14 protein-coding genes are annotated in these 22,795 nt (G+C 74.8%); 3 read left to right on the forward strand and 11 right to left on the reverse strand.

The window, feature by feature from the left end; all coding sequences use genetic code 11:
- Nucleotides 1-38: 38 nt before the first annotated feature.
- A complete protein-coding gene (locus FJK98_RS20075; protein WP_370517090.1) occupies nucleotides 39-920 on the reverse strand; it encodes a helix-turn-helix domain-containing protein in 882 nt (293 codons plus the stop codon).
- A gap of 149 nt (nucleotides 921-1,069) precedes the next feature.
- Complete coding sequence (locus tag FJK98_RS20080) at nucleotides 1,070-1,309, reverse strand: DUF397 domain-containing protein (protein WP_088645293.1); 240 nt, start codon at nucleotides 1,307-1,309, stop codon at nucleotides 1,070-1,072.
- A 269-nt stretch (nucleotides 1,310-1,578) separates the two neighbouring features.
- On the opposite strand from FJK98_RS20080, the gene FJK98_RS20085 reads away from it, so the two are divergent.
- Nucleotides 1,579-2,229 (forward strand): GGDEF domain-containing protein, encoded by a 651-nt coding sequence (locus FJK98_RS20085; RefSeq protein WP_145920399.1) that lies wholly within the window; start codon nucleotides 1,579-1,581, stop codon nucleotides 2,227-2,229.
- Between the two features lie 51 nt (nucleotides 2,230-2,280).
- On the opposite strand, the gene FJK98_RS20090 is transcribed toward FJK98_RS20085, so the two are convergent.
- The 4 genes from FJK98_RS20090 to FJK98_RS20105 form a co-directional block, all read right to left on the reverse strand.
- Nucleotides 2,281-2,766: a type II toxin-antitoxin system PemK/MazF family toxin gene (locus tag FJK98_RS20090; RefSeq protein WP_145920400.1), complete on the reverse strand. Its 486-nt coding sequence runs from the start codon at nucleotides 2,764-2,766 to the stop codon at nucleotides 2,281-2,283.
- A 30-nt stretch (nucleotides 2,767-2,796) separates the two neighbouring features.
- Nucleotides 2,797-4,074, reverse strand: coding sequence for an RNA polymerase sigma factor (locus FJK98_RS20095; RefSeq protein WP_205789539.1), 1,278 nt, complete (start codon nucleotides 4,072-4,074; stop codon nucleotides 2,797-2,799).
- A 2-nt stretch (nucleotides 4,075-4,076) separates the two neighbouring features.
- Entirely contained in the window at nucleotides 4,077-4,496 is a 420-nt protein-coding gene (locus tag FJK98_RS20100) for a YciI family protein (protein WP_145920402.1), read from the reverse strand.
- Nucleotides 4,497-4,591: 95 nt separating this feature from the next.
- Nucleotides 4,592-5,380, reverse strand: coding sequence for a trans-aconitate 2-methyltransferase (locus FJK98_RS20105; protein ID WP_145920403.1), 789 nt, complete (start codon nucleotides 5,378-5,380; stop codon nucleotides 4,592-4,594).
- A 54-nt stretch (nucleotides 5,381-5,434) separates the two neighbouring features.
- On the opposite strand from FJK98_RS20105, the gene FJK98_RS20110 reads away from it, so the two are divergent.
- Both FJK98_RS20110 and FJK98_RS33640 read left to right on the forward strand, forming a co-directional pair.
- A complete protein-coding gene (locus FJK98_RS20110) occupies nucleotides 5,435-5,950 on the forward strand; it encodes an NUDIX hydrolase (RefSeq protein ID WP_145920404.1) in 516 nt (171 codons plus the stop codon).
- Between the two features lie 40 nt (nucleotides 5,951-5,990).
- Nucleotides 5,991-7,349, forward strand: a complete 1,359-nt coding sequence (locus FJK98_RS33640) for a hypothetical protein (RefSeq protein ID WP_205789061.1) — start codon at nucleotides 5,991-5,993, stop codon at nucleotides 7,347-7,349.
- Nucleotides 7,350-7,495: 146 nt separating this feature from the next.
- Here the strand turns inward: FJK98_RS33640 and FJK98_RS20120 are convergent, their stop codons facing one another.
- Genes FJK98_RS20120 through FJK98_RS20140 form a run of 5 tightly spaced genes read right to left on the reverse strand, consistent with a single transcriptional unit; the run spans nucleotide 7,496 to nucleotide 22,769 of the window.
- Nucleotides 7,496-13,012, reverse strand: a complete 5,517-nt coding sequence (locus FJK98_RS20120) for a non-ribosomal peptide synthetase/MFS transporter (protein ID WP_145920405.1) — start codon at nucleotides 13,010-13,012, stop codon at nucleotides 7,496-7,498.
- Nucleotides 13,009-16,131 (reverse strand): non-ribosomal peptide synthetase, encoded by a 3,123-nt coding sequence (locus FJK98_RS20125; protein ID WP_145920406.1) that lies wholly within the window; start codon nucleotides 16,129-16,131, stop codon nucleotides 13,009-13,011. The genes FJK98_RS20120 and FJK98_RS20125 overlap by 4 nt, the downstream gene beginning before the upstream one ends.
- Nucleotides 16,128-16,316: an MbtH family protein gene (locus FJK98_RS20130; protein ID WP_145920407.1), complete on the reverse strand. Its 189-nt coding sequence runs from the start codon at nucleotides 16,314-16,316 to the stop codon at nucleotides 16,128-16,130. Before FJK98_RS20130 ends, FJK98_RS20125 begins: the two co-directional genes overlap by 4 nt.
- Nucleotides 16,316-17,269 (reverse strand): TauD/TfdA family dioxygenase, encoded by a 954-nt coding sequence (locus FJK98_RS20135; protein WP_145920408.1) that lies wholly within the window; start codon nucleotides 17,267-17,269, stop codon nucleotides 16,316-16,318. Before FJK98_RS20135 ends, FJK98_RS20130 begins: the two co-directional genes overlap by 1 nt.
- A 25-nt stretch (nucleotides 17,270-17,294) precedes the next feature.
- On the reverse strand, nucleotides 17,295-22,769 hold the full coding sequence (locus FJK98_RS20140; protein WP_145920409.1) for a type I polyketide synthase: 5,475 nt from the start codon (nucleotides 22,767-22,769) through the stop codon (nucleotides 17,295-17,297).
- Between the last annotated feature and the right edge of the window lie 26 nt (nucleotides 22,770-22,795).

The following is a 22,795-nucleotide window of genomic DNA, read 5'->3' on the forward strand; positions in this document are numbered from 1 at the left end:
GAGGCCGCCCTGGTGGGGCCGACGGCCCGGTGCGGCCGTCACTGCGGGTACAGCTCGTCACGCAGTCGGGTGAGCACCTCGGGCGTGCGTTCCGGCGGGGTGGCCTCGACGCAGAGCCGCTCCATCGCGGCGGCGTAGTAGTCCAGGTCCTCCCGCTTGTCGAGGTAGAGCGCGCTGGTCAGCTGTTCGATGTAGACGATGTCGGGCAGGTCGTCGTCGCCGAAGCGCAGGATGGTGAAGGCCCCGCCGGCGGCGGCGTGGCCTCCGGCGTCGAACGGGATGATCTGTAGTCGGATGTGCGACGAGCGGGTCGCCTCGATCAGCGCGGTCAACTGCCCGTGCATCACCTGCGGGCCGCCGATCGGCCGGCGCAGGGCGGCCTCGTCGATCACCGCCCACAGCTGCGGCGGGTTCTCCCGGTGCAGCACCTGCTGGCGCTGGATGCGCAGCTCGACCCGCCGGTCGACCTCCTCGACCGCCGCGCCCCGGTGTCCGAGCAGGACCACCGACCGGGCGTACTCCGGGGTCTGGAGCAGGCCGGGGACGAACTGCACCTCGTAGCTGCGGATCAGCACGGCGGCGGCCTCCAGGCCCAGGTAGGACTGGAACCAGCCGGGCAGGACGTCGCCGTAGCGGTGCCACCAGCCGGGGCTGTTGGCGTCGCGGGCCAGCTTGAGCAGCGCGTCGCGTTCCTCGGCGACGGTCACCCCGTAGAGGGTGAGCAGGTCGGCGACGTCGCGTTCCTTGAAGCCGACCCGGCCCAGCTCCATCCGGCTGATCTTCGACTCCGAGGAGCGGATCTCCCAGCCCGCGCCCTCACGCGTGACACCGCTGGCCTCCCGCAGCCGGCGCAACTGCGCGCCGAGCAGCATCCGCAACACCGTGGGGCCGGTGGCCGGTCCCCCCTCGGCGGCAACCATCGTCACGTGCCCCGCCCCTCCGCGCTTGCCCACACCAACCGATCGCGGCCCCTGGCCCCCGCCCGACCGACGAGTAAGCATGCCATGGACCGACGGTGAGGTGAACATCCTCCGGACGGATACGGTCCCGTGGGCGGGACCGTCGGGCGTCAGCCGATCAGATGGTCGAAGTCCCCGTCGCGGGCGCCGAGGACGAACGCCGTTATCTCGTCCACCGTGTAGATCAGGGCCGGGCCCTCGGGATGGCGCGAGTTGCGCACGGCGATGCCGGCCCCGCCGGGTAGTTCGGCCAACTCGACGCAGTTGCCGCTGGGATTGCTTCGCCGGCTCTTCTCCCACCTCAGCGGGGGCAACTGGGTGGTGGGGACGCCGTTCTCTGGCTGCTGCATGGATGTCTCTCTGTCGGGGTGCGGAGCCACTGTCGCGAGGGGACGTTGCGGTGCCGAAGGGGCGGTGCGACATCAGATCCGGCCGTGCTGCACGTGCATCTGCTATTGCATCTGCATCGGACAGCGAGCATGATAACGCACGTGGGCGGTACTTATCCGTTCACTTTGGGTTACCAGGCTCAGGGCTTCCACCTGGGCAAACAGCGACCCGGCGGGGCACGACGGCCGCCGCCGCACGGGTCGTGCGCCGACACTGCGAGGGAGGACCCGTGCCGGATCCGTTGACCGTCGCGTCCGGCGTTTCCGCAGCCGGGGCCCTGGTCTCGGTGTGGCAGCTACGCCGCCGGGCCCTCCAGGCCGAGGCGGAACTGGAGCACCTGCAGGCCGAACTGGCCGCGGAACGGCACGCCGCCAGCCACGACCCGCTCACCGGGCTGCCCAACCGGCGGGCCTTCTACCGGCTGGCCGCCGCGCTGCTCACCGACGCCGGCGGGCAGCCCCTCATCGCGGTGGTCCTCGACCTCAACGACTTCAAGCAGGTCAACGACCGCTACGGACACGCCGCCGGCGACCAGGTGCTGATCAGCGTCGCCCAACGGCTGGCCGCCTTCGCCGGCGACAACCTGGTCGCCCGGCTCGGCGGCGACGAGTTCGCCGGCCTGCTGGCCAGCCCCTCGCTCGACCGACGCTGGATCGACCACGCCACCCGGCGGCTCTGCGAGGCCATGGCCGCCCCCATCCCGCTGGGCGCGTGCAGCGTCCGGGTCACCGCCTCGGTCGGGCTCGCCCCGGTCACCGGCCCCACCCAGCTCGCCGACGCGCTCTGCCGGGCCGACGCCGCGATGTACCGGGCGAAGGGCGTCACCAGCCGGCAGTCACCCCGGCAACTGCTCGACGCCGCCCGCCTCGCCGAATGCTGAACCGCACGCCCCGTCCGGAGCGCCACCAACGACAGCGGCGGCACCGACCGGTCAGCGCCAGCCGTAGCCGGACCGCAGCGCCTGCCCGACCCGGTCGAAGCGCCCCCGGTCCAGCACCGCGCCCTCCCGGCGGATGCCGTCCTCACGCATGGTGAGCACCCGGTCCAGCCGTACCCAGCTCGGACGGGCGTCGCGGTCCCACTCCCCCGGGCCCAGCGCCAGCCAGTGCCGCTGACCGTCCCGATCGCTCTGGCTGGACAGCATCAACCCGAACAGGGTGCGGCTGGACCGGCCGACCACCAGCACCGGACGGTCCTTGCCCTGCTTCGGGTCGTCCTCGTAGGGGACCCAGGTCCAGACGATCTCCCCCGGGTCGGCCTGCCCGTCCGGCTCCGGGGCGTACGACAGCTCCCGCCGTTGCAGGGCGCTGACCTGACGCCGCCGGGCCACCTGCGCCGGGATCGGACCGGGGGTGGCGCGCTGCGCGCCGGTCACCCGGCCCAGCCGGGACGCCACGTTCCTCAACAGACCTGCCACGGCGGGCAGCCTACCGCCAGCCGGACCGGATCACCCGTCGAGGTCGTCGGCCCGACGCAGCAGCACCGCCCGTTCCCGCACGTTGCGGCACAGCCGGGCGGCGAACTCCAGCTCGGCGCGCGCCTCCGCCGTCCGGCCGAGCCGGGCGAGCAGCTCGCCACGGACGCCGGGCAGCAGGTGCGACCCGGCGAGGCGGCCCCCGGCGGCGACCTCGTCCACCACGGCCAGCGCCGCCTGCGGACCGTCGGCCATCGCCACGGCCACGGCCCGGTTCAGCTCGACGACCGGCGACGGCGCCACCCGGCCGAGCGCCTCGTAGAGCAGCACCACCCGGGCCCAGTCGGTGCCCTCCACCGAGGGGGCGGCGGCGTGGCAGGCGGCGATCGACGCCTGCAACCCGTACGGCCCGAGGCCGCGCCCCGACGCCACGGCCCGGCCGAGCGCCGCCATCCCCCGGCGGATCGCCGACCTGTCCCACCGCCGCCGGTCCTGGTCCGTCAGCAGCACCGCCTCGCCGTCGGCGTCGACCCGGGCCGGGAACCGGGCTGCGGTCAGCTCGCACAGGGCGAGCAGACCGTGCACCTCCGGCTCGCCGGGCAGCAGCGCGGCCAGCGTCCGGGCCAGCCGGATCGCCTCGTACGCCAGGTCGGGGCGGAGCAGGTCGACGCCGGCCGTCGCCGTCGACCCCTCGGTGAAGATCACATAGAGCACGCCCAGGACCGCGCCGAGGCGTTCCCGCCGCTGCGGCGGCTCCGGCAGGGCGAACGGCACCCGCGCGGCAGCGATCGTCTTCTTCGCCCGGGTGATCCGCGCCTGCACGGTGGGCACCGGCACCAGCAGCGCCCGCGCGATCTCCTCGCTGGACAGGCCGCCGACCACCCGCAGCGTCAACGCCAGCCGGGCCGGCGGCGCGAGCACCGGATGACAGGCGACGAACATCAGCGCCAGGACGTCGTCGTCGACCCGGTCCGGGTCCCACGGCAGCTCCCCGTCCCCGGACGCCGGTTCGGCGAGCTGGCCGGCGAGCACCGCGTACCGGTCGTCGAGCGCCGCCCGGCGGCGGAACGCGTCGACCGCGCGCCGCCGGGCGGCGGTGAGCAGCCAGCCCACCGGGTTCGCCGGCACGCCGTCGCGCGCCCAGCCGACCAGGGCCTGCGCCACCGCCTCCTGGGCGACGTCCTCGGCGAGCGCGAAGTCGCCGGTGTACCGGGCCAGCGCGCCGACGATCCGGGCCGACTCGATGCGCCAGAGCGCCTCGACGGCCCGCCGGGCCGACTCGGCGCCCGGCGGGCCGTCGGTGGGGACCACGCTCAGAGCTGGCCGGTCCGCTCGCGCCACTCCCGCTCCCGGACGATGAACTCGTTGTCCTGCGGGAACTCGTCGATGCCGGGGACCCGGCGCACCTCGCACTTGCTGCCGTTGACCGCCGGCATCCGCCGGGCCCACTCGACGGCCTCCTCCTTCGACGCCACGTCCAGCAGGTAGAAGCCGCCGAACAGCTCCTTCGTCTCGCCGTACGGGCCGTCGGTGACGACCGGGGTCTCCCCGCTGTAGTCGACCACCACGCCCTGCGCCGGGTCCTCCAGGCCCTCGGCGGCGACCAGCACGCCCGCGCGGATCAACTCGTCGTTGAACCGCCCCATCGTCTCCAGCATCTCCTCGAAGGGGATCTTCATCATCGTCGCCAGGGAATCGTCCGTGTTCCGCATGATCAGCATGTACTTGGCCATCGTCGCTCCTCGTTGTCGGGTCGCCGTTCGACCCGCTCACCCTCTGGTCGAACGGCGACCGGGCCGGATCGACACGACCGTCCGGTGAATTTTCGTCAGGCCGGCCGCCGGGCCAGCACCAGGGTGGTCCGCAGGTCGAGGGTGACGGTGCCGCCGAAGCCGTCGACGGCGGCCCCGACCGCCGCGAGGACCCGCTCCCGCTGCTGCGGTGGGCGGCGCAGCTGCGGCGAGAAGGTGCCGACCAGCCGCTGGTACTGCGCCGTGGTCAGCGGCACCGACCGGCGCAACGCCGTCGACCGGACGTCGGTGAACAGCCCGCTGCCGGTGACGTCGGCGTGGAACCAGTCCTCCGGCTGGTCGTGGTGCGGCACCGGGTCGACCGACTCGAACGCCGCCCGGATCGCCGCCGACTGGGCCGGGTCGACGTAGTCGTACCGGTGGGCGAAGACGGCCAGGGTGCCGCCGGGGGTCAGCGCGTCGTGGGCCCGCCGGTTGCGGGTGGCCGGGTCGAGCCAGTGCCAGGCCAACGCGCAGGCCAGCAGGGGCACCCCGGCCGGCGGCGGGGACCACTGCTCGAACCGGGCCACCACCACCTCGACGTCGGGAAACCGGGCGGCCAGCACCGCCGCCATCCGCGCGTCCGGCTCGACGCAGGTCACCCGCGCCGGGACGGCCCCGGCCGCCGCCGGACGTGCAGGGGGCGGCCCGTCGGGGTGGGCGAGATCACGCAGCAGCGCGGTGGCCAGGCCGGTGCCCGCGCCGACCTCGACCAGCCGGGCGGGGGGTCCACCGTGATAGGCGAGGATGGTGGCGGCGAGGGCGGCCGGATAGCCCGGCCGGATCTCGTCGTAGTCGTCCGCCACCTCACCGAAGAGCTCCACCATGATCGCCATCGTCGCACCGCCGCCGCCCGGACGGTGCCCCGTCGAGGGAGGCCCATGACCGAACTGCCCCGGGACCTGCCGGTGGTCGAACGCACCGCCGTCCGGCTGGTGGTCCGCGACCGGGACGGCCTGATCCTGCTGTTCCACACCCGTGACCCGGAACACCCCCGGCTGGGCACCTGGTGGGAGCTGCCCGGCGGGGGCGTCGACCCCGGTGAGACGTACCCGCAGACCGCCCTGCGGGAACTGCGGGAGGAGACCGGCTTCGTGGTCACCGCCGCGCAGCTCGGCCCGCCGACCTGGCGGCGGCGGGCCAGCTTCATCCACCGCCGGTTGCGCCACGTCCAGGACGAGGTGGTGCTGACGGTACGCCTCGACGCCGCCGCGCCGGACGTCGACGGAGCGGACCGGCTCGACTACGAGGTGGAGGACTACTTCGGGTTCCGCTGGTGGTCGGCCGAGGAGATCGTGACCAGCCCCGCCCGGTTCTACCCGGGTCGGCTGCCCGCCCTGCTCACCGCGTTCCTCGCGGGCGAGCGGATCGACGAACCGTTCGAACTGTGGTCCTGAGCGGGTGCCGGTGGCCCGCACGGTGGGCACAGTGGAGGGCATGACGACGCTCCCGCACGACCCGCTGGCCCGGTACGCCGCCCGGCTGCACGCCGACCTCGGCGACCGGCACCACGTCGCCTCCCCGCTCGGGGCCTGGCTGCTGCTGGCGCTCGCCGCGCCGGCCGCCACCGGCGCGGTCCGGGCCGAACTGGCCGAGGTGCTCGGTGTCGACGTGGCGGTCGCCGCGCAGGCGGCCGCCGCGCTGCTGGACCGGCCGCACCCGCTGGTGCCGTCGGCCACCGCCGTCTGGCACCGGCCCGGCGCGGACCCCGACCGGTTGGCCGGCTGGTGGGACGGGCTGCCCCGGAGCACGGCCACCGGCCCGCTGCCCGACCGGGCAGGCCTGGACGCCTGGGCCCGTGAGCACACCCTCGGCCTGGTCGACCGGTTCCCGCTGACCGTCTCCCCCCGGGTGCTGCTGGCGCTGGCCAGCGCCCTGGCCACCCGGATCTCCTGGGCCACCCCGTTCGACCTGGTGCCCGGCGCGGCGCTCGGCCCCGACGACCCGCGCGACGCGGCCCGACCGGACGACGGAGACGGGCCTGACCGCCGGCACGGGCCGGACGAGGGGCGCGGGCCGGCCGGCCCGCAGCGGCGCGACGTGCCCAGCCGGGACGGTGGGGGCGGCGGCTGGGCCGGGCGGCTGGGCCGGGCGTTGCGCAGCCCGGAGCACGGACACCGGGTCTGGATCGCGGCGACCGGGCCGGCCGGTGACGTCGCCGTGCACGCCGCCGAGGCGGTGGAGCGCGACGGGGCCGGGCTGGTGGTGCTCTCGGTGCTCGCCGATCCGGCGGTCCCGCCCGCCGACGTGCTCGCCGCCGGCTACGCGCTGGCCGGCGCGGCGGTGGACGGCGAACCGGCCCGCCGGTCGCTGTTCGACCTGCCGCTGGGCGCGGGTCCCCTCGGCACGCTGCGCGAGGAGCGGGTCCGCACCGCCGCCCGCGACGGCCGGGAGGAACGCCACCGCGCGGTGCTGCCCTGCTGGTCGGCCCGGGACGAGCACGACCTGACCGCCCCCGGGCTGGGGTTCGCGGCGGTGGGGCGGGCGCTGGGTGGGCTGCTCGGCGTCGACGTGGGCGTCGAGGCCCGGCAGGCGACGGTGGCCCACTACGGCCGGTACGGCTTCGAGGCCGCCGCGGTGACCGGGGCGTTCGCCCTGACCAGCCTCCCGCCGGAGGGCGTACGCCGCAGCGCCGAGTGGCGTTTCGGGCACCCGTACGCGGTGCTGGCGGTGGCCACCGACCACCGCGACGGCGGCACCGGGCCGTGGCACGGGCTGCCGGTCTTCTCCGCCTGGGTGGCCGAGCCCCGGGAACCGGCGGACACCGACCTCACCGATCCGGTCGAGTCCTTCTGACCAGGGGCGAGCCCTGCTGAGCAGCGCTGCCCAGGCCCGACCGCGACGTACGCCCCCGAGGCGGCACCGTCCCCGGGGGACCCGCCGCGGTCGGGGGTCCCGCTGCCGCGCGGGCACGACGCATGTCGCCGTGCCCGCGCGGGTGCTCAGCCGGCCACCGACACCGGCTCCGGGCGGGCCTTCGCCCGCTCGGCGAGCCGCCGCTGCCGCTCCTGCGCCCCGATCAGGTCGTCGGGGAGCGAGTCGGGCACCTCGATGTCGAACCGGCGCAGCATCCGGATCGCGAACCCGCCGAGCGTGATCAGCACCAGGGCCAGCCCGAAGCAGACGTACGCGAAGCCGATGCCCCGGCCCGGACCGGTGCCGATCACCGCGCCCACCGACCCGGCGAGTGACCCGCCGTCGGCGAGCATCGGCTCGAACAGCGCGGTCGCGCCCGGGGCGAGCAGCGCGAACCCGATCGGCAGGGTCGACCAGGAGATCGTCTGGTTCAGGCTGAACACCCGACCGTGGAACCGCTGCGGCACCTTCACCTGGACGATCGTGGCGTAGATCGACTGGGCGGTGGTCATCGCCATGGCCAGCCAGAACGCCCCGAACGCGATCATGACGACGGAGGCGTCCAGGCCGATCAGCACACAGCCGACGGCGGTGCCCAGGTTGCCGATCAGCACCCCGATCATCCGCCGCTGCCGGGGCCCGCCCCACAGCGACATCAGCACCCCGCCGGTCACCGCGCCGATCGCCTCGGCCAGCGCCACCTGTGCCACCTGGGTGGCGTTGCCGAACGACAGCACCAGCGGGGTGGTGAGCACCAGCGCCGGGGCCAGGAAGACGTTGCCCAGCGCGAAGTAGCCGAGCATCAGCCGGAAACCCTTGTGCCGCCACGAGTAGCGCAGGCCGTTGGCGATCGCCACCAGCAGCCGTTCCCGGGGCCGCCAGCCGAGCAGGTCGGGGAAGCGGACCACGGCCAGCGTCAGCACCGCCACCAGGTAGCTCGCCACGTCGATCAGCAGGATGCCCTTGAGGCCGATCGCGGCGAGCAGACCGGCCGCGAAGACCGGCATCAGGAGCATCGCGAAACCGCTGGAGAGCTGGGTGATGCCCATCGCGTGCCCCAGGTAGCGCTTCGGCACCAGCTGCGGCACCGCCGACTGGAAGGCGATCCGCTGGAACGACCCGGCCACCTGGCTCAGCGCCACCAGCCCGTAGATGTGCCACAGGGCGAGGTTGTCGGTCCAGAGCAGGGCGGCGAGGACGAGCTGGATGGAGCCCGACACGCAGCTCGCGATCATCATGATCCGTCGCCGGCTGACCCGGTCGGTGAGCGCGCCGGCCACCGGCAGCATCAGCACCCCGCAGATCAGCGCCAACGCCCACAGCAGGCCCAGGTCGGCCACCGACCCGGTGCGGGTGAACAGCCAGATCGGCAGGGCGAACGCGGTCAACGCCGAGCCGGTGGTGGAGACGAGCTGGCCGGCGGTGACCGCGACGAACCGGGCCATGCTCGGCTTCACCACCGCCGGGGCCGGCCGGTCGGCGTCACCGATCCGCTGGTGGTCGGCGACCACCCAGCCGGCGTCCTCGCCCCGGGCCGCCGGACCGAGCGCCGTCACGTCCCCGGCCCGCACGGCCGGGTGCACCTGGGTGACGATCTCGGCCAGCTCGTCGGCCCGGTACTTGAGGAAGAAGTGGCCGGCCTGGTCGAGCACCACCAGGCCGAGGGTGTCGCTGAGGAACTGCCACTCCGCGTACCGCTCGGCGTGGTAGTCGGTCACCGGGTCCTCGGAGCCGACCACCGAGACGATCGGCGCGCGCAGCTTCGCCGCGCCCCGGTCGAGCAGCCCGGTGAAGTACTCCTCCGACGCGCGGGAGTCGGCCCGCATGTTGCTGATGATCCGGTCGGCCTGCTCCGGCTCCAACTCGTCGGTGTCCACCCCCATGCTCTTGAGCCAGCTCGCGTAGTGCCGGTTGCTGCTGAGCTGCTCCAGCCGGTTGCGCAACGCCGCGAAGGCACCCTTCGGGCGGGCGAACGGGAACATCGCCCCGATGTAGACGACCTCCAGCTCCCGGCCGGCGGCCTCCACCTTGCGGGCCACCTCGGCGATGATCGCGCTGCCCACCCCGCAGTGGCCGTAGAGGGCCAGCGGCCCCTCGATCCGCTCCACGATCTCGGCGGCCACCCGGCTGGTCAGCTCGTCGAACGGCAGGGCGTCCTCGGTCAGCCCGACGTCGTGACCGGGGATGGCCAGCGACCACAACGCGTGCCCGGCGGGCAGCGCGTCGGCCAGCGGCTGGTAGACGATGGCGCTGCCGCCGCCGTACGGGACGCAGACGTAGCTGAGCACCCGCCTGCCGGCCGGGATCGGCTTGGTCAGCTCGTAGAGCAGCCGACGCGGGCCGGCCGCCCCGGCGTCACCGGTCATGAACGTGGCCAGCTCGCGGATGGTGCGCTGCTGGAACAGGTCCATCACGCCGACCGCCCGGCCACCGTGCTCGGCCCGGCGGATCTTCGCCACCACCTGCGTGGCGAGCATCGAGTGCCCGCCCAGGTCGAAGAAGTCGTCGTCGATGCCGAGCGTCGGCACGCCCAGCACCTCCGACCAGATGCCGGCGAGCAACCGCTCGGTGTCGTCACGCGGCTCCACCAGGGCCACCGACGCCTCGCGGGTGACCACCGGCGCGGGCAGCGCACGGCGGTCGAGCTTGCCGTTGGGGGTCAGCGGCAACGCGTCCAGGGTGACGAACGCGGCCGGCACCATGTACTCCGGCAGGGTCTCCTTCAGCGCCGCCTTGAGCGCGGCGTGCTCGGCGTCGCCCACCAGGTAGGCGGTGAGCCGCTTGTCGCCGGGGCTGTCCTCGCGGACGACCACCGCCGCCTCGGTCACCGCCGGCTGCTCGCGTAGGGCGCTCTCGATCTCACCCAGCTCGATGCGCAGGCCGCGCAGCTTGACCTGGTGGTCGATCCGGCCCAGGAACTCGATCACCCCGGCCGGGTCGGCCCCGGCCGTCGGCCCCGCCGGGTCGGGCACCCAGCGGGCCAGGTCGCCGGTGCGGTACAGCCGGGCACCCGGCTCACCGGAGAACGGGTCCGGCACGAACCGCTCGGCGGTCAGCGCCGGCCGGCGGTGGTAGCCACGGGCCAGCCCCACCCCGCCGATGTGCAGCTCACCGGCCACCCCGACCGGGCACTCCCGGCCGGCCGGGTCGAGCACGTGCAGCCGCAGGTTGGCGATCGGCCCACCGATCGGCACGCCGGTCGACCCGGCCAGCAGCGCCGGGTCGCAGTGCCAGGCGCTGACGTCGATCGCCGCCTCGGTCGGGCCGTACAGGTTGTGCAGGGCGCAGTGCGGCAGCCGGGCGGTGAAGTCGACCGCCGAGGCCAGCGGCAGCTCCTCGCCGGAGCAGATCACCCGCCGCAGCGCGGTGGCCGCCTCCACCCCCTCCTCGGCCAGGAACACCGTCAGCATCGACGGGACGAAGTGGGCGGTGGTGACCCGCTCGGCCACCAGCACGTCGCGCAGGTAACCGGCGTCCTTGTGGCCGCCGGGCTTGGCCAGCACCAGCCGGGCCCCGGTACGCAGCGGCCAGAAGAACTCCCACACCGACACGTCGAAGCTGGCCGGGGTCTTCTGCAACACCGCGTCGTCGACGTCGAGCCGGTAGGTCTTCTGCATCCAGTCGAGCCGGTTGACGATGCCCCGATGGGTGTTCGGCACCCCCTTCGGGCGACCCGTCGACCCCGACGTGTAGATCACGTACGCCAGGTGTTCCGGGCCGGCCAGCGGGGTCGGATCGGTCTGCGGCTGGTCGGCCCAGACCGCCGGGTCGTCCAGGGCCAGCACCGTCGCGTCGACCGTGGGCAGCACGTCACGCAACTGCTCCTGCACCAGCACCACCGGCGCGGCGGCGTCGGTCAGCATGAAGGCCAACCGGTCGGCCGGGTACTCCGGGTCCAGCGGCAGGTACGCCCCACCGGCCTTGAGCACGCCGAGCAGCCCGGCGACCAGCTCCACGGAGCGTTCCGCGCAGACCCCGACCAGGGTCTCCGGGCCGACGCCGGCCGCCCGCAGCCGGTGCGCCACCCGGTTCGCCGCAGCGTTGAGCTGCGCGTACGTCGTCGATACGCCCTCGATGGTGACCGCCACCGCGTCCGGGGTGGCCGCCGCTGCCGCCTCGATCGGGCCGTGCAGCGTCTCGGCGGTCGGGAAGTCGGCGGTGGTGTCGTTCCAGGACGCCAGCAGCGCCCGCTCCCCGGCGGGGAGCAGGTCCAGCGCCGAAACCGCCACGTCCGGGGTGGCCGCGACCGCCCGCAGCAGGGTGCACCAGCGGCCGGCCATCCGCTCCACGGTGGCCCGGTCGAACAGGTCGGTGTTGAAGACCAGCTTGCCCCAGAGCCCGTCGGCGGTCTCCACGGCGTGCAGCTCGAAGTCGAACCGGGTGGCCCGCAGCTCCATCGGGGTCCAGTCGAACGTCACGTCGGTGGCGTCGGAGACCCCGGTGAACCGGCCCATCTCGTAGTTCTGCAACACGAACATGGCCTGGAACACCGGCGAGCGGCTGACGTCGCGGGGCAGGCCCAGTTCGTGGACCACCTTCGCGAACGGCACCTCGGCGTGCTCGAAGCCGTCCAGCACGCTACGCCGGGTGCGTTCCAGCAGCTCGGTGAAGGTCGGGTCACCGGCCAGCTCGGCGCGCAACGGCAGCATGTTGATGAACATGCCGACGACGTTCTCCAACTCCGGGGCGGACCGGCCGGCCACCGACGCGCCGACCGCGAAGTCCTCCTGGCCGGCGTGCCGGGCCAGGAACACCTGGTACGCGGCGAGCAGCGTCATGAACAGCGTGCCACCGGACTCCCGGGTCAGCGCCGTCAGCCGCCCCGTCTCCGCCCCGTCGAGCCGGAACTCGACGAAGTCGCCCCGGTAGGTCTGCGTGGCCGGGCGGGGCCGGTCCAGCGGCAGCTCCAGCGGGGTGATCCCGGCCAGCCGGGACTTCCACCAGTCCAGGTGCGACCGGGCCGCCGGGCCGCCCAGCTCCTGGGCCTCCCAGACGGCGAAGTCGCCGTACTGCACCGGCAGGGTGGGCAGCTCGCCGCCCCGGTAGGCGGTGATCAGGTCGCGCAGCAGCACGTCGACCGACCAGCCGTCGCCGACGATGTGGTGCTTGCTGAGGAACAGCACGTGGTCGTCGGCGGCCAGCCGGATCAGCAGCGCCCGCAGCAGCGGCCCGGCCGCCAGGTCGAACGGCGCGAGCGAGGCCGCCTCCACCAGCTCCCGGGCGGCCTGCTCGTCCGGGGCGTCGACCACGGTCAGCGGCACCTCGACCGCGTCGGCGACCACCACGGTCGGCTTGCCGTCGGCGTCGGCGGGGAACCGGCTGCGCAGCGACTCGTGCCGGGCGGTCAGCGCGGCCAGGGCGGCGCGCAGCGCCGTGACGTCGAGCGGGCCACGCACCCGCAACGGCACCGCGATGTGGTACGCCGCCTCGCCCGGGGCGAGCTGGTCCATGAACCAGACCCGCTCCTGGGCGTACGACAGCGGCACCTCGACGTCGTCGGGTCGCGGCGTGACGCGGGCGGCGGGGGTGGCCTGTCGTCGGCGCAACCGCTGGGCGATCAACGCCGCCCGGGCGGCCTCCCGGGAATCCTTCAGGTCCGTCATGCGGGGGTGTCCTTCTCCGCCGCCAGCAACGCGGCGACCTCGGTCTCGGAAAGGTCGTCCAGTTCGGCGGCGATCTGCGCCTCGATCTGGGCGGCCAGGTCGGCCACCACGGGGCTGCCGAACAGCGCCCGCATCGGCAGGTCGACGTCCACCTCGGCGCGGATCCGGGCCATCGCCCGCATGCCGCGCAGCGAGTTGCCGCCGAGGGCGAAGAAGTCGTCCAGCGCGCCGACCTTCTCCACCTGGAGGATGTCGGCGTACACCTCGGCGACCAGGGTCTCGGCGTCGGTGCGGGGCGGGACGTAGCCGTCGCCGGCCACGGACTCCGGCGGGGCGGGCAGCGCCGCCCGGTCGAGCTTGCCGTTCGGGGTCAGCGGCAACGCGTCGAGCCGGACGAACGCGGCCGGCACCAGGTGCGCCGGCAGCTCCCGGGCCAGCTCGGCGGCGAGGTGCGCCTCCTCGGCGGTGCCGACGTGGTAGCCGACCAGGGTCGGCTCCCCCGAGTCGGTGCGCACGGCCACCGCCGCCTGGTGCACCTCCGGGTGCTCCCGCATCGCCGCCTCGATCTCGCCCAGCTCGATCCGCATCCCGCGCACCTTGACCTGGTCGTCGCGGCGACCCAGGTAGTCCAGGGTGCCGTCGGCCCGCCACCGGGCCAGGTCACCGGTGCGGTACATCCGCTGCCCCGGCGGGCCGTACGGGCAGGGCAGGAACCGCTCGGCGGTCAGGCCGGGCCGGCCCAGGTAGCCCCGGGCGAGCTGGTCACCGGCGACGTACAGCTCACCGACCACCCCCGGCGGGACCGGCTGCCAGGCGGCGTCGAGCAGGTACACCCGGCTGGTGGCGGTGGGCCGGCCGATCGACACCGGGCCGGCGGGCACCGGCTGCCCGGGGGCGAGCCGGGCGGCGACGCAGCCGACGGTGGCCTCGGTCGGGCCGTACTCGTTGACCACCGCCACGTCCGGATGCGCGGCCCGCCAGTCGGCGAGCTGCTCACCGGTGAGCGCCTCGCCGCCGATCACCAGGTCGGTGGTGGGTGACAGGGCCTCCTCCAGCAGCGGCAGGTGGCTCGGGGTGACCTTGAGGAAGGTCGGCCGGCCACCCACCCGGGCCGCCGGGGAGTCGATCCCGGCCAGCCGGACGGTACCCCCGGCGGTGAGCGGGCCGAGCAGCCCGGTCACCGTCAGGTCGAACGAGACCGGCGAGTGCAGCAGGGCGGTGCCGGCCAGCCCCGGGTAGGTGTCCCGGGCCCAGGCCAGGTAGGCGACGATCGCCCGGTGCTCCACCACGACACCCTTGGGCCGGCCGGTCGAGCCGGAGGTGTACAGCACGTAGCCGGGGTGTTCCGGGCGCAGCGACGCGACCCGGTCGGCGTCGGTGAGATCGCCACCGCCGTCACCGTCGGCGTCGAGCACCCCGTCGACCAGCAGCGCGTCGGCCGGCACCAGGGCGGCGGTCTCCGGCACCGCCAGCACCAGCGCCGGCGCGGCGTCGGTGAGCAGGTAGCCGATCCGGCCCGCCGGGTAACCGGTGTCCACCGGCACGTAGGCACCGCCCGCCTTGAGCACGGCGAGGATCGCCACCAGCAGCTCCGGGCCACGCGGCAGGGCCAGCGCCACCCGGGTCTCCGGGCCGACGCCCCGACCCACCAGCACCCGGGCCAGCCGGTTCGCGGCGGCGTTGAGCTGCGCGTACGTCAACGTGACGTCCTCGCAGACCAGGGCGGTGGCGTCCGGGGTGGCCGCCACCTGCCGCTGCACCTCGTCGACGACGGTGGACGCCGGTCCGGTCGCCGCCACCCCGGCCCACCCGCCGAGGACCAGGTCCCGTTCGGCGTCGGCGAGCAGCGGCAGCGCGGAGACCGGCCGCTGCGGGTCGGTCACCGCCGCGTCGAGCAGCCGGACGTAGCGGGCCACGACCGCCTCGGCGGTGGCCCGGTCGAACAGCTCGGTGCGGTAGACCAGCCGGCTCTCCCCGGTGGTGATGTCGAACGCAAGGTCGTCCTTGGTGGTGCCCAGCTCCACCGGGTCCAGCCCCGAGTCGGGGATGAAGTTCAGCGCGGTCTGGAAGATCGGCTGCACCGACGGGTCCCGCTCCGGGGCGACCGCCTCGACGATCGCCTGGAACGGGGTCTGCCCGTGTTCCAGGGCGTCGACCAGCCCGTCGCGGACCCGACCGAGCAGCTCGGCGAAGCGCGGGTCGCCGCCGACGTCGCAGCGCAACGCCACCGGGTTGACGAACATGCCGATCAGCGGGGTCAGCTCGGCGGTCTCCCGACCGGCCGTGGAGACCCCGACCACCACGTCGGTGTCGCCGGAGATCCGCGACAGCAGCGCCGCGAAACCGGCCAGCAGCACCATGTACGGGGTCGCCGCCGACCCGGCGGCCAGCCGGGTGATCCGGTCCAGCAGCCCGGCGGGCAGGTCGAAGCGGACCTCGTCACCGGCGAAGCCGAGCTGGGCCGGGCGGGGCCGGTCCAGCGGCAGGCCGGTGGCCTTCGGGGCACCGGCCAGGTGCCCGGTCCAGAAGGCGAGCTGCCGGTCCCGTTCCGCGCCGGTGAGCTGGTCGCGCTGCCACACCGCGAAGTCGGCGTACTGGATGGGCAGCTCCGGCACGGCGGCCGGCGCGCCGGTCGACGCGGTCCGCGCGAACGCGGCGACCTCGGCGCCGAACAGCACCGCCGAGTGGCTGTCGAAGACGGCGTGGTGCACCACCAGCAGCAGCGTCCACCCGTCGTCGAAGCGGATCAGCCGGGCCCGCCACAGCGGCGGCGCGTCCAACGGGATCGGGGTCCGGGCCAGCTCGGCACGCAGCGCGTTGGACCGCCGCACGCGCTCCGGCTCGGGCAGTCCACGCAGGTCGTCGACGGGCAGCCGGGGCGGCTCGTGCTCCCGGACCACCTGCACCAGGGTGCCGTCGTCGACCCGTAGGTGGGTACGCAGCGCCTCGTGCCGGGCGACGACCTGGCTGAACACCTCGGTCGCCGCCTCGGCGTCCAGGTCGGCGGGCAGCCGGCACGGCACCGACACGTTGTAGACCGGGGAGGCCGGGTCGAGCTGGTTGGCGATCCAGACCCGTTCCTGGGCGAACGAGGCGGGGAAGGTCCACTCGCGGGTCATGCCGTCTGCTCCCGTACCGAACGCGGACGCATGTCGGTCCAGACCTCGTCCACGTGGGCCAGGCACTCCTCGCGGCTGCCGGAGAAGCCCGCGTCGTGCCAGCCGGCGGGCAGGTCGCGGTCGGCCGCCCAGATCGAGTACTGCTCCTCGTCGTTGCGCACGACCAGGAATCGGGTGTCGGCCATCAGTTCGCTCCAGCGGTGTCGGGGGTGTGCGGTTCGGCCATCGCGACGGCGATCTTGCGGGGGCCGGTGAACGGCTCCCGCCCGTGCGCGGCGGTCATGTTGTCGACCACCAGCACGTCGTCGCGCCGGTAGTCGAAGCGGACGCTGGCCGCCCGGTACGCGGCCCGCAGGTGGTCCATCACGTCGGCGGGGATCTCGCCGCCGTCGCCGTAGTAGGTGTTCGCCGGCAGCCCCTCGGGGCCGAACATCGCCAGCAGTCCCTCCTGGTAGTCCTTCGGCAGGGTGCTCAGGTGGAAGAAGGTGGCGTGGTTGAACCAGCGCGGGGTGTCCGAGCCGGGCCGGTGGTGCACCACGTCCCGCACCGCCCGGGTCCGCAGCCCGTCCCTGCCCACCCACTCCAGCTCGATCCGGTTCGCCGCCGCGTACGCCTGCACCTGCGCCCGGTCGTCGGTGCCGAAGACGTCCTGCCAGCGGGTGCCGAAGTCGGCGTGGAAGTTGCGCACCAGCAGCCAGCGCCGCCGGACGAACTCCTCGCGCACCGCCGGGTCGATCTCGGCGTACACCCGGCGCACGTCGGCCAGCGGGGTCGCGCCGAGGGTCTGCGGCGCGGTGAGGCAGTAGAAGAACAGCGTCAGCGGCCAGCGCGCCTGGTACGAGTTCTCGTTGTGCAGGAAGATCTCCTCGTCCGGCGGGTAGTCGGTCGAGGTGTAGACCTTCCCCTTGATGGCGTGCCGGGGCGAGGACCGCTCGGTGTAGGTCAGCGGTTCGCCGGAGAACGCCCGCACCACCGCGTCGAAGCCGTCCACCCCGCCCACGTCGAAACCGCGGAACAGCAGCCCGCCGTGCGCGACGAGGGTGTCGCGCAGCTCGGCCCGGCGGCGGTCGATCAGCTCGGTCAGGGGTGTGCCGTCGTTCTCGACGACCACCGGCAGCGTGGCGATCGTGTCGCTCATTGCGTGGTCTCCTGCTTTCTCGACGTCAGGCGCGGGGTAGCCGCGGGATGGCGGGGATGGTGGCCGGCGCGGCCGGTTCGTCGGCGGCGGCGGCCCGCAGCTGGGTGATGCGCTCGGCCAGACCGGCCACGGTCGGGGTCTCGAAGAGGCTGCGCATCGGCAGCCGGACCCCGGTCGCCTTACGCATCGCGGCGATCAGCTGCACCGCGACCAGCGAGTTGCCGCCGAGGGCGAAGAAGTCGTCGTCCACCCCGACCTCGGCCACCCCCAGCCCGTCCCGCCACACCCCGGCGATGGTGATCTCCAGTTCGGTACGCGGGGCCGCCGAGCCGCCGCCGGTCGACGCCCGGGCGGCGGTCGACGGCTCCGGGTCCTGCTCCAGGCTGTCGGTGGTGACCCGGGAGGCCCGCCGCCGGATGTCCGCCACCGTCCGGGTGGCGATCACCACCTGCGGGCCGAGGCCGGCGGTGAGGCTGCGCCGGAACGCCTCCGCGCCGTCGACCGGGCGGATGTCCTCGGTGAGCGCCCCGGCCGCCGGTTCGGCCGGGGCCGCGTCGGCGGTGCCGGTCAACCCGCCGGTGACCGCGCCCTGGTCGACCCGGCGCAGCACGAAGTCACCGATCGCGACGAGTTCCCGCCCCTGCGGGTCGGTCAGCGACAGGTCGGCGGCGACCACCTCGTCGGTGGCGCTGGCCCGGTGCCGCAGGTGGCTGTGGAACACCGCCGGCAGCGGCCCGCGCACCACGATCCGCCCGTACGACAGCGGCAGGTAGGTGCCGTCGCCCTGCCCCCGGCCGAAGGCGGTGGCCACGTCGAGCAGCGCCGGGTGCAGCCCCCACGCCGGCAGGTCGGCGCGGACCGGTTCCGGGGCCTCGATCCGGGCCAGTTCCTCGCCGTCGCCGAGCCGGTGCTCGGCCAGCGAGGCCCAGCGCGGGCCGAAGGTCAGCATGCTGGTGCGGCCCCGGCCGAACGAGGCGTCGTCGTCGACCCGCCGGCCGTCGACCACCGGCACCCGGGCCGGCGGGGCGGCCTCGACGGTCCAGCCGGCCGAGCCGCGCACGTGGGTGCGGAGCTTGCCGGCGGCCAGGCTGCGGACGGCGAAGTCGACGCCGTCCTCGGCGGCGGTCAGCTCCACCCGGTACTGGGCGACGGTGCCCTGCGGCACCGCGAACGGCTCCAGGAACACCACGTCGCGCAGCTCCACCACGGCCTGCGGGGCGGGGCCGGGCACCGCGGCGGCCACGGCGGCCCGTACCGACTCCAGGTGGGCGGTGCCGGGCACCACCGGCACCCCGCCGATGCGGTGCTCGTCGAGCAGCCAGTGGGTGTCCGCGGAGACCAGCCCGTGCAGCACCGTCGACTCCGGGCCGACCACCTTCGTGGTGAGCACCGGGTGCTCCACCGGCGTGGTGACGGTGTCCCGGCCGGCGGCCCGGAACGCGGCCGGCGCGGCGGTCTCCACCGCCATGCCGACCTCCGCCCAGCCACCCCAGTTCTGCGACAGCACCGGGGCCCGGAAACCCGCGCCGGAGCGGGCGAAGGCGTCGAGGAAGGCGTTCGCCGCGCAGTAGTCGACCTGGCCGAAGCCGCCGATCACCGAGGTGATCGACGAGCACAGCGCCACGAAGTCCAGCGGCAGGTCACCGAAGACCTCGGCCAGGGCGAGGGTGCCGGTGAGCTTCGGGGCGAGCACCCGCTCGGCCTCGGCCCGTTCCTTCACCTCGGCCATCCCGCCGCCGGGCAGACCGGCGGCGTGCACGATGCCGTCCAGCCCGCCGAACTCGGCCTCCACGGTGGCCCGGACCCGACGCAGGTCGGCCGGGTCGGTGACGTCGGCGGCGAGCACCAGCACCGTCGCGCCGGCCGCCTCCATCCGGCGGATCGCCGCGATGGCCCGACCGGCCCGGTCCGCGCCGCCGTGCACCGCCAGGTGGTCGTCCCACCGCTCACGCGGCGGCAGCCCGGAGCGGGCCAGCAGCACCAGTTTCGCCCCGGCCCGCCGGGCGAAGTCCTCGGCGAGGGTGACGCCGATGCCGCCCAGGCCACCGGTGACGAGGTACCGGCCGCCGTCGCGCAACGCCCCCGAACCGGTTTCGGCGGCGACGGTCACCTGCTCGTAGCCGGTCACCCAGCGGCGGGTGCCGCGCAGCGTCACCTCCGCCCGCTCCGGGTCGACCGGGCGGCGCAGTTCGGCGGCGAGCGCGTCGACCCCGTCGCCGGCCGGGTCGGCGTCGACCAGCCGTACGGCCAGGCCGGGCAGTTCGGCCGGCAGCACCCGGGCCAGGCCGGCGAGGGTGGCGTGCTCGGGGCGGACCAGGTCGGCACCGGTGACGTCGCCGACGCCCGCGGTGACCAGGTCGAGGGTGAGTGGCTGCTCCCCGGCGGTCACCCCCGCCCCGGCGAGCGCCTGCACCAGGTGCAGGGCGTCGAAGAAGCCGCGCTGCTGGGCGTCCCAGGTGGCGGCGGCGTCGAGGCCGGCGGGCGTGCCGTCCAGGGCGAAGGCGTGCACCAGCCGGGTCGGCATCCCGCCGACGGTCAACGCCGCGACCAGCGCGTCGTGGTCCTCGCGGTGGCCGGGGCGCAGCCGGTACCCGTCGTCGGTCGCCGCGAACGCCGTGCCGGGGCGTACCACGACCGGGTCATCGCCGGCGGCCCGCAGCGCGGCGACCAGCGCGTCGGCGCGCGGGCCGGCGGCGAGCACCAGGCAGCGGCCGCCGGGCACGGTCACCGGGTCGGCGGCGGCCTGCCGCCACACCGGCACCGCGAACCACCGCTCCAGCGCCTGCGGGCCGGCGTCGGCCGGGGCGTCGGGCGTCGCCGCCACCGGGTCCGGGTCCACCCAGTAGCGCAGCCGCTCGAACGGGTACGTCGGCAGCGGCACCCGCCGGGCGGCCGGGTCGGCGTCGAGCCGCACCCCGGTCCCGGCGCACCACAGGGCGGCGGCGCTGGTGAGCAGGGTGGCCAGGTCGCCGGTGGGCTCACCGGGGCCGGGCAGGCTGCCCAGCGGGGTCAACGCCCGCTGCGCCGGGGAGCCCTTGGCGACCTGCATCCGGGCCAGGTTGGCCAACTGCCGGCCCGGCCCGCACTCCAGCAGCGCCCAGGTGCCCGCGCCGAGCAGGGTCGCCACGCAGTCACCGAAACGCACCGGCCGGCGCAGGTGCGCCGCCCAGTACGCCGGGTCGGTGGCCTGTTCGGCGGTGATCCAGGTGCCGGTCACGTTGGACAGGAACGGGATGGTCGGGGCGTGCAGCGGCACCGTCGCCATCAACGCGGTGAACTCGGCCAGGATCGGGTCCATCATCGGCGAGTGGAACGCGTGCGAGGTGCGCAGCGGCTTGCTCTTCTTGCCGCCGAGGCTGTCGGCGAACGCGGCGACAGCCTCGCTCTCGCCGGCCACCACGCAGGTGCCGGGCCCGTTGACGGTGGCGATGGACAGCCCCTCGGGCAGCCGGGCGGCGACCTGCGTCTCGTCGAGCGACACGGCGAGCATCGCCCCGGCCGGCAGCGACTGCATCAGCCGGCCCCGGGCGGCGACCACCCGCAGCGCGTCGGGCAGGGTCAGCACCCCGGCGACGGTGGCGGCGACGTACTCGCCGATCGAGTGGCCGATCATCGCCGCCGGGCGTACGCCGGCCCGCTGCCAGTGCAGCGCCAGGGCGTACTCGACGACGAACAGGGCCGGCTGGGTGTAGCGGGTCTCGGTGAGCTTCTCCGCCGCCTGCGGGTCCCGGCCGAGGATCAGGTCCCGCAGGTCCAGGCCCAGCTCGGGCCGGAGCAGCGCGGCGCACTCGTCGACGGTGGCGGCGAAGGCCGGCTCCTCGGCGTAGAGCTGCGCGCCCATCCCGGCGTACTGGGCGCCCTGGCCGGAGAAGAGGAACGCGGTGCGGGGCGCGGCACCGTCGACCACCCCGGACTGGCGGCGGCGCGGGGTACGCAGCGCGGTCACCGCCTCGGCCAGGTCGGTGGCGACCACGGCCACCCGGTGCGGGTACTCCTGCCGGCCCACCCGCAGCGTGTGCGCCACGTCGGCGAGCAGTCCCGGCCCGCCGTCGGTGGTGGCCGCCAAGTGGTCGGCGAGCCGGGTGACGGCGCTGTCCAGCGCCGACGCGGTCTTCGCCGACACCGTCAGCAGGTGCGCCGGGCGGACCCGCCGGTCCGCGCGGTGGGCCGCCGGGGCCTCCTCCAGGACCACGTGGGCGTTGGTGCCGCCGATGCCGAACGAGCTGACCCCGGCCCGGCGCGGCCCGCCGTCGGTGTCCCACTTGGTCAGGGTGTTCGCCACGTAGAACGGGGTGTCGGCGAAGTCGATGCCCGGGTTGGGCGTCTCGTAGTTGATCGTCGGGGGGATCAGCCCGTGCTCCATCGCCAGCACCGTCTTGATCACGCTGACGATGCCGGACGGCTGGCTCAGGTGCCCGATGTTGGACTTCACCGAGCCGATGCCGCACCAGCCCCGCTCGTCGGTGTCCCGGGTGAACACCGCCGACAGGGCGGCCACCTCGATCGGGTCGCCCAGCGCGGTGCCGGTGCCGTGCGCCTCGACGTAGCTGATGCTGCGCGGGTCGACCCCGGCCATCCCGACCGCCTGGGCGATCGCCTCGACCTGCCCGTCGACGCTGGGGGCGGTGAAGCCGACCTTCCCGGCGCCGTCGTTGTTGATCGCGTTGCCCAGCACCACCGCGCGGATCGTGTCGCCGTCGGCGACCGCGTCGGAGAGCCGCTTGAGCAGGGTCACCCCGACGCCGCTGCCCCAGACCGTGCCGTTGGCCCCGGCGTCGAACGGGCGGCACCGGCCGTCGGGCGAGGTGAAGCCGTCCATGCCCAGGTAGCCGATGTGCGGCAGCTCCACGTTGACGCCACCGGCCAGCGCCATGTCGCACTCGTGGTTACGCAGCGCCTCGCAGGCCAGGTGGAAGGCGACAAGCGAGGTCGAGCAGGCGGTGTGCACGGTCAGGCTCGGCCCGCGCAGGTCCAGCCGGTACGACACGTTGGTCGCCACGTAGTTGGGCGAGTTGCCGGTGGCCAGCGAGACCGCGCCGTGCGGGTTGCCGCCGACGCGCTTGTTGCGCAGCACGTACCGGTGCAGATAGGTGTTGCCGCCGGTGCCGGCGTACACGCCGACCGCCCCGGGGTAGCGGGCCGGGTCGTAGCCGGCGTCCTGCAACGCGGTGTAGCAGCTCTCCAGGAACAGCCGGTGCTGCGGGTCGGTCATCTCCGCCTCGCGGCTGGTCATCCCGAACAGCCCGGCGTCGAAGGTGTCGTACCCGTCGATCAGCGGGGCCCGGTTCACCCAGCCCGGGTCGTCGACCTCGTCGGCGGTCGCGCCCCGGGCGAGCTGCTCGTCACGGCTCAGCTCGGTGACCGACTCGACGCCGTCGACCAGGTTGCGCCAGAACTCGTCGACGTCGGCGGCGCCGGGCAGCCGCGCGGCGAGCCCGACGATGGCGATGGGTTCGATGCCGTCGTCGGTGGGCGACGCGGTGGCGAAATCGTTCTGCATCGGGGTTGTCCTTTGTCGCAAGGTGC

Origin of the sequence: Micromonospora sp. HM134 (assembly GCF_007833915.1) — a bacterium.
GTDB lineage: Bacteria > Actinomycetota > Actinomycetes > Mycobacteriales > Micromonosporaceae > Micromonospora > Micromonospora wenchangensis.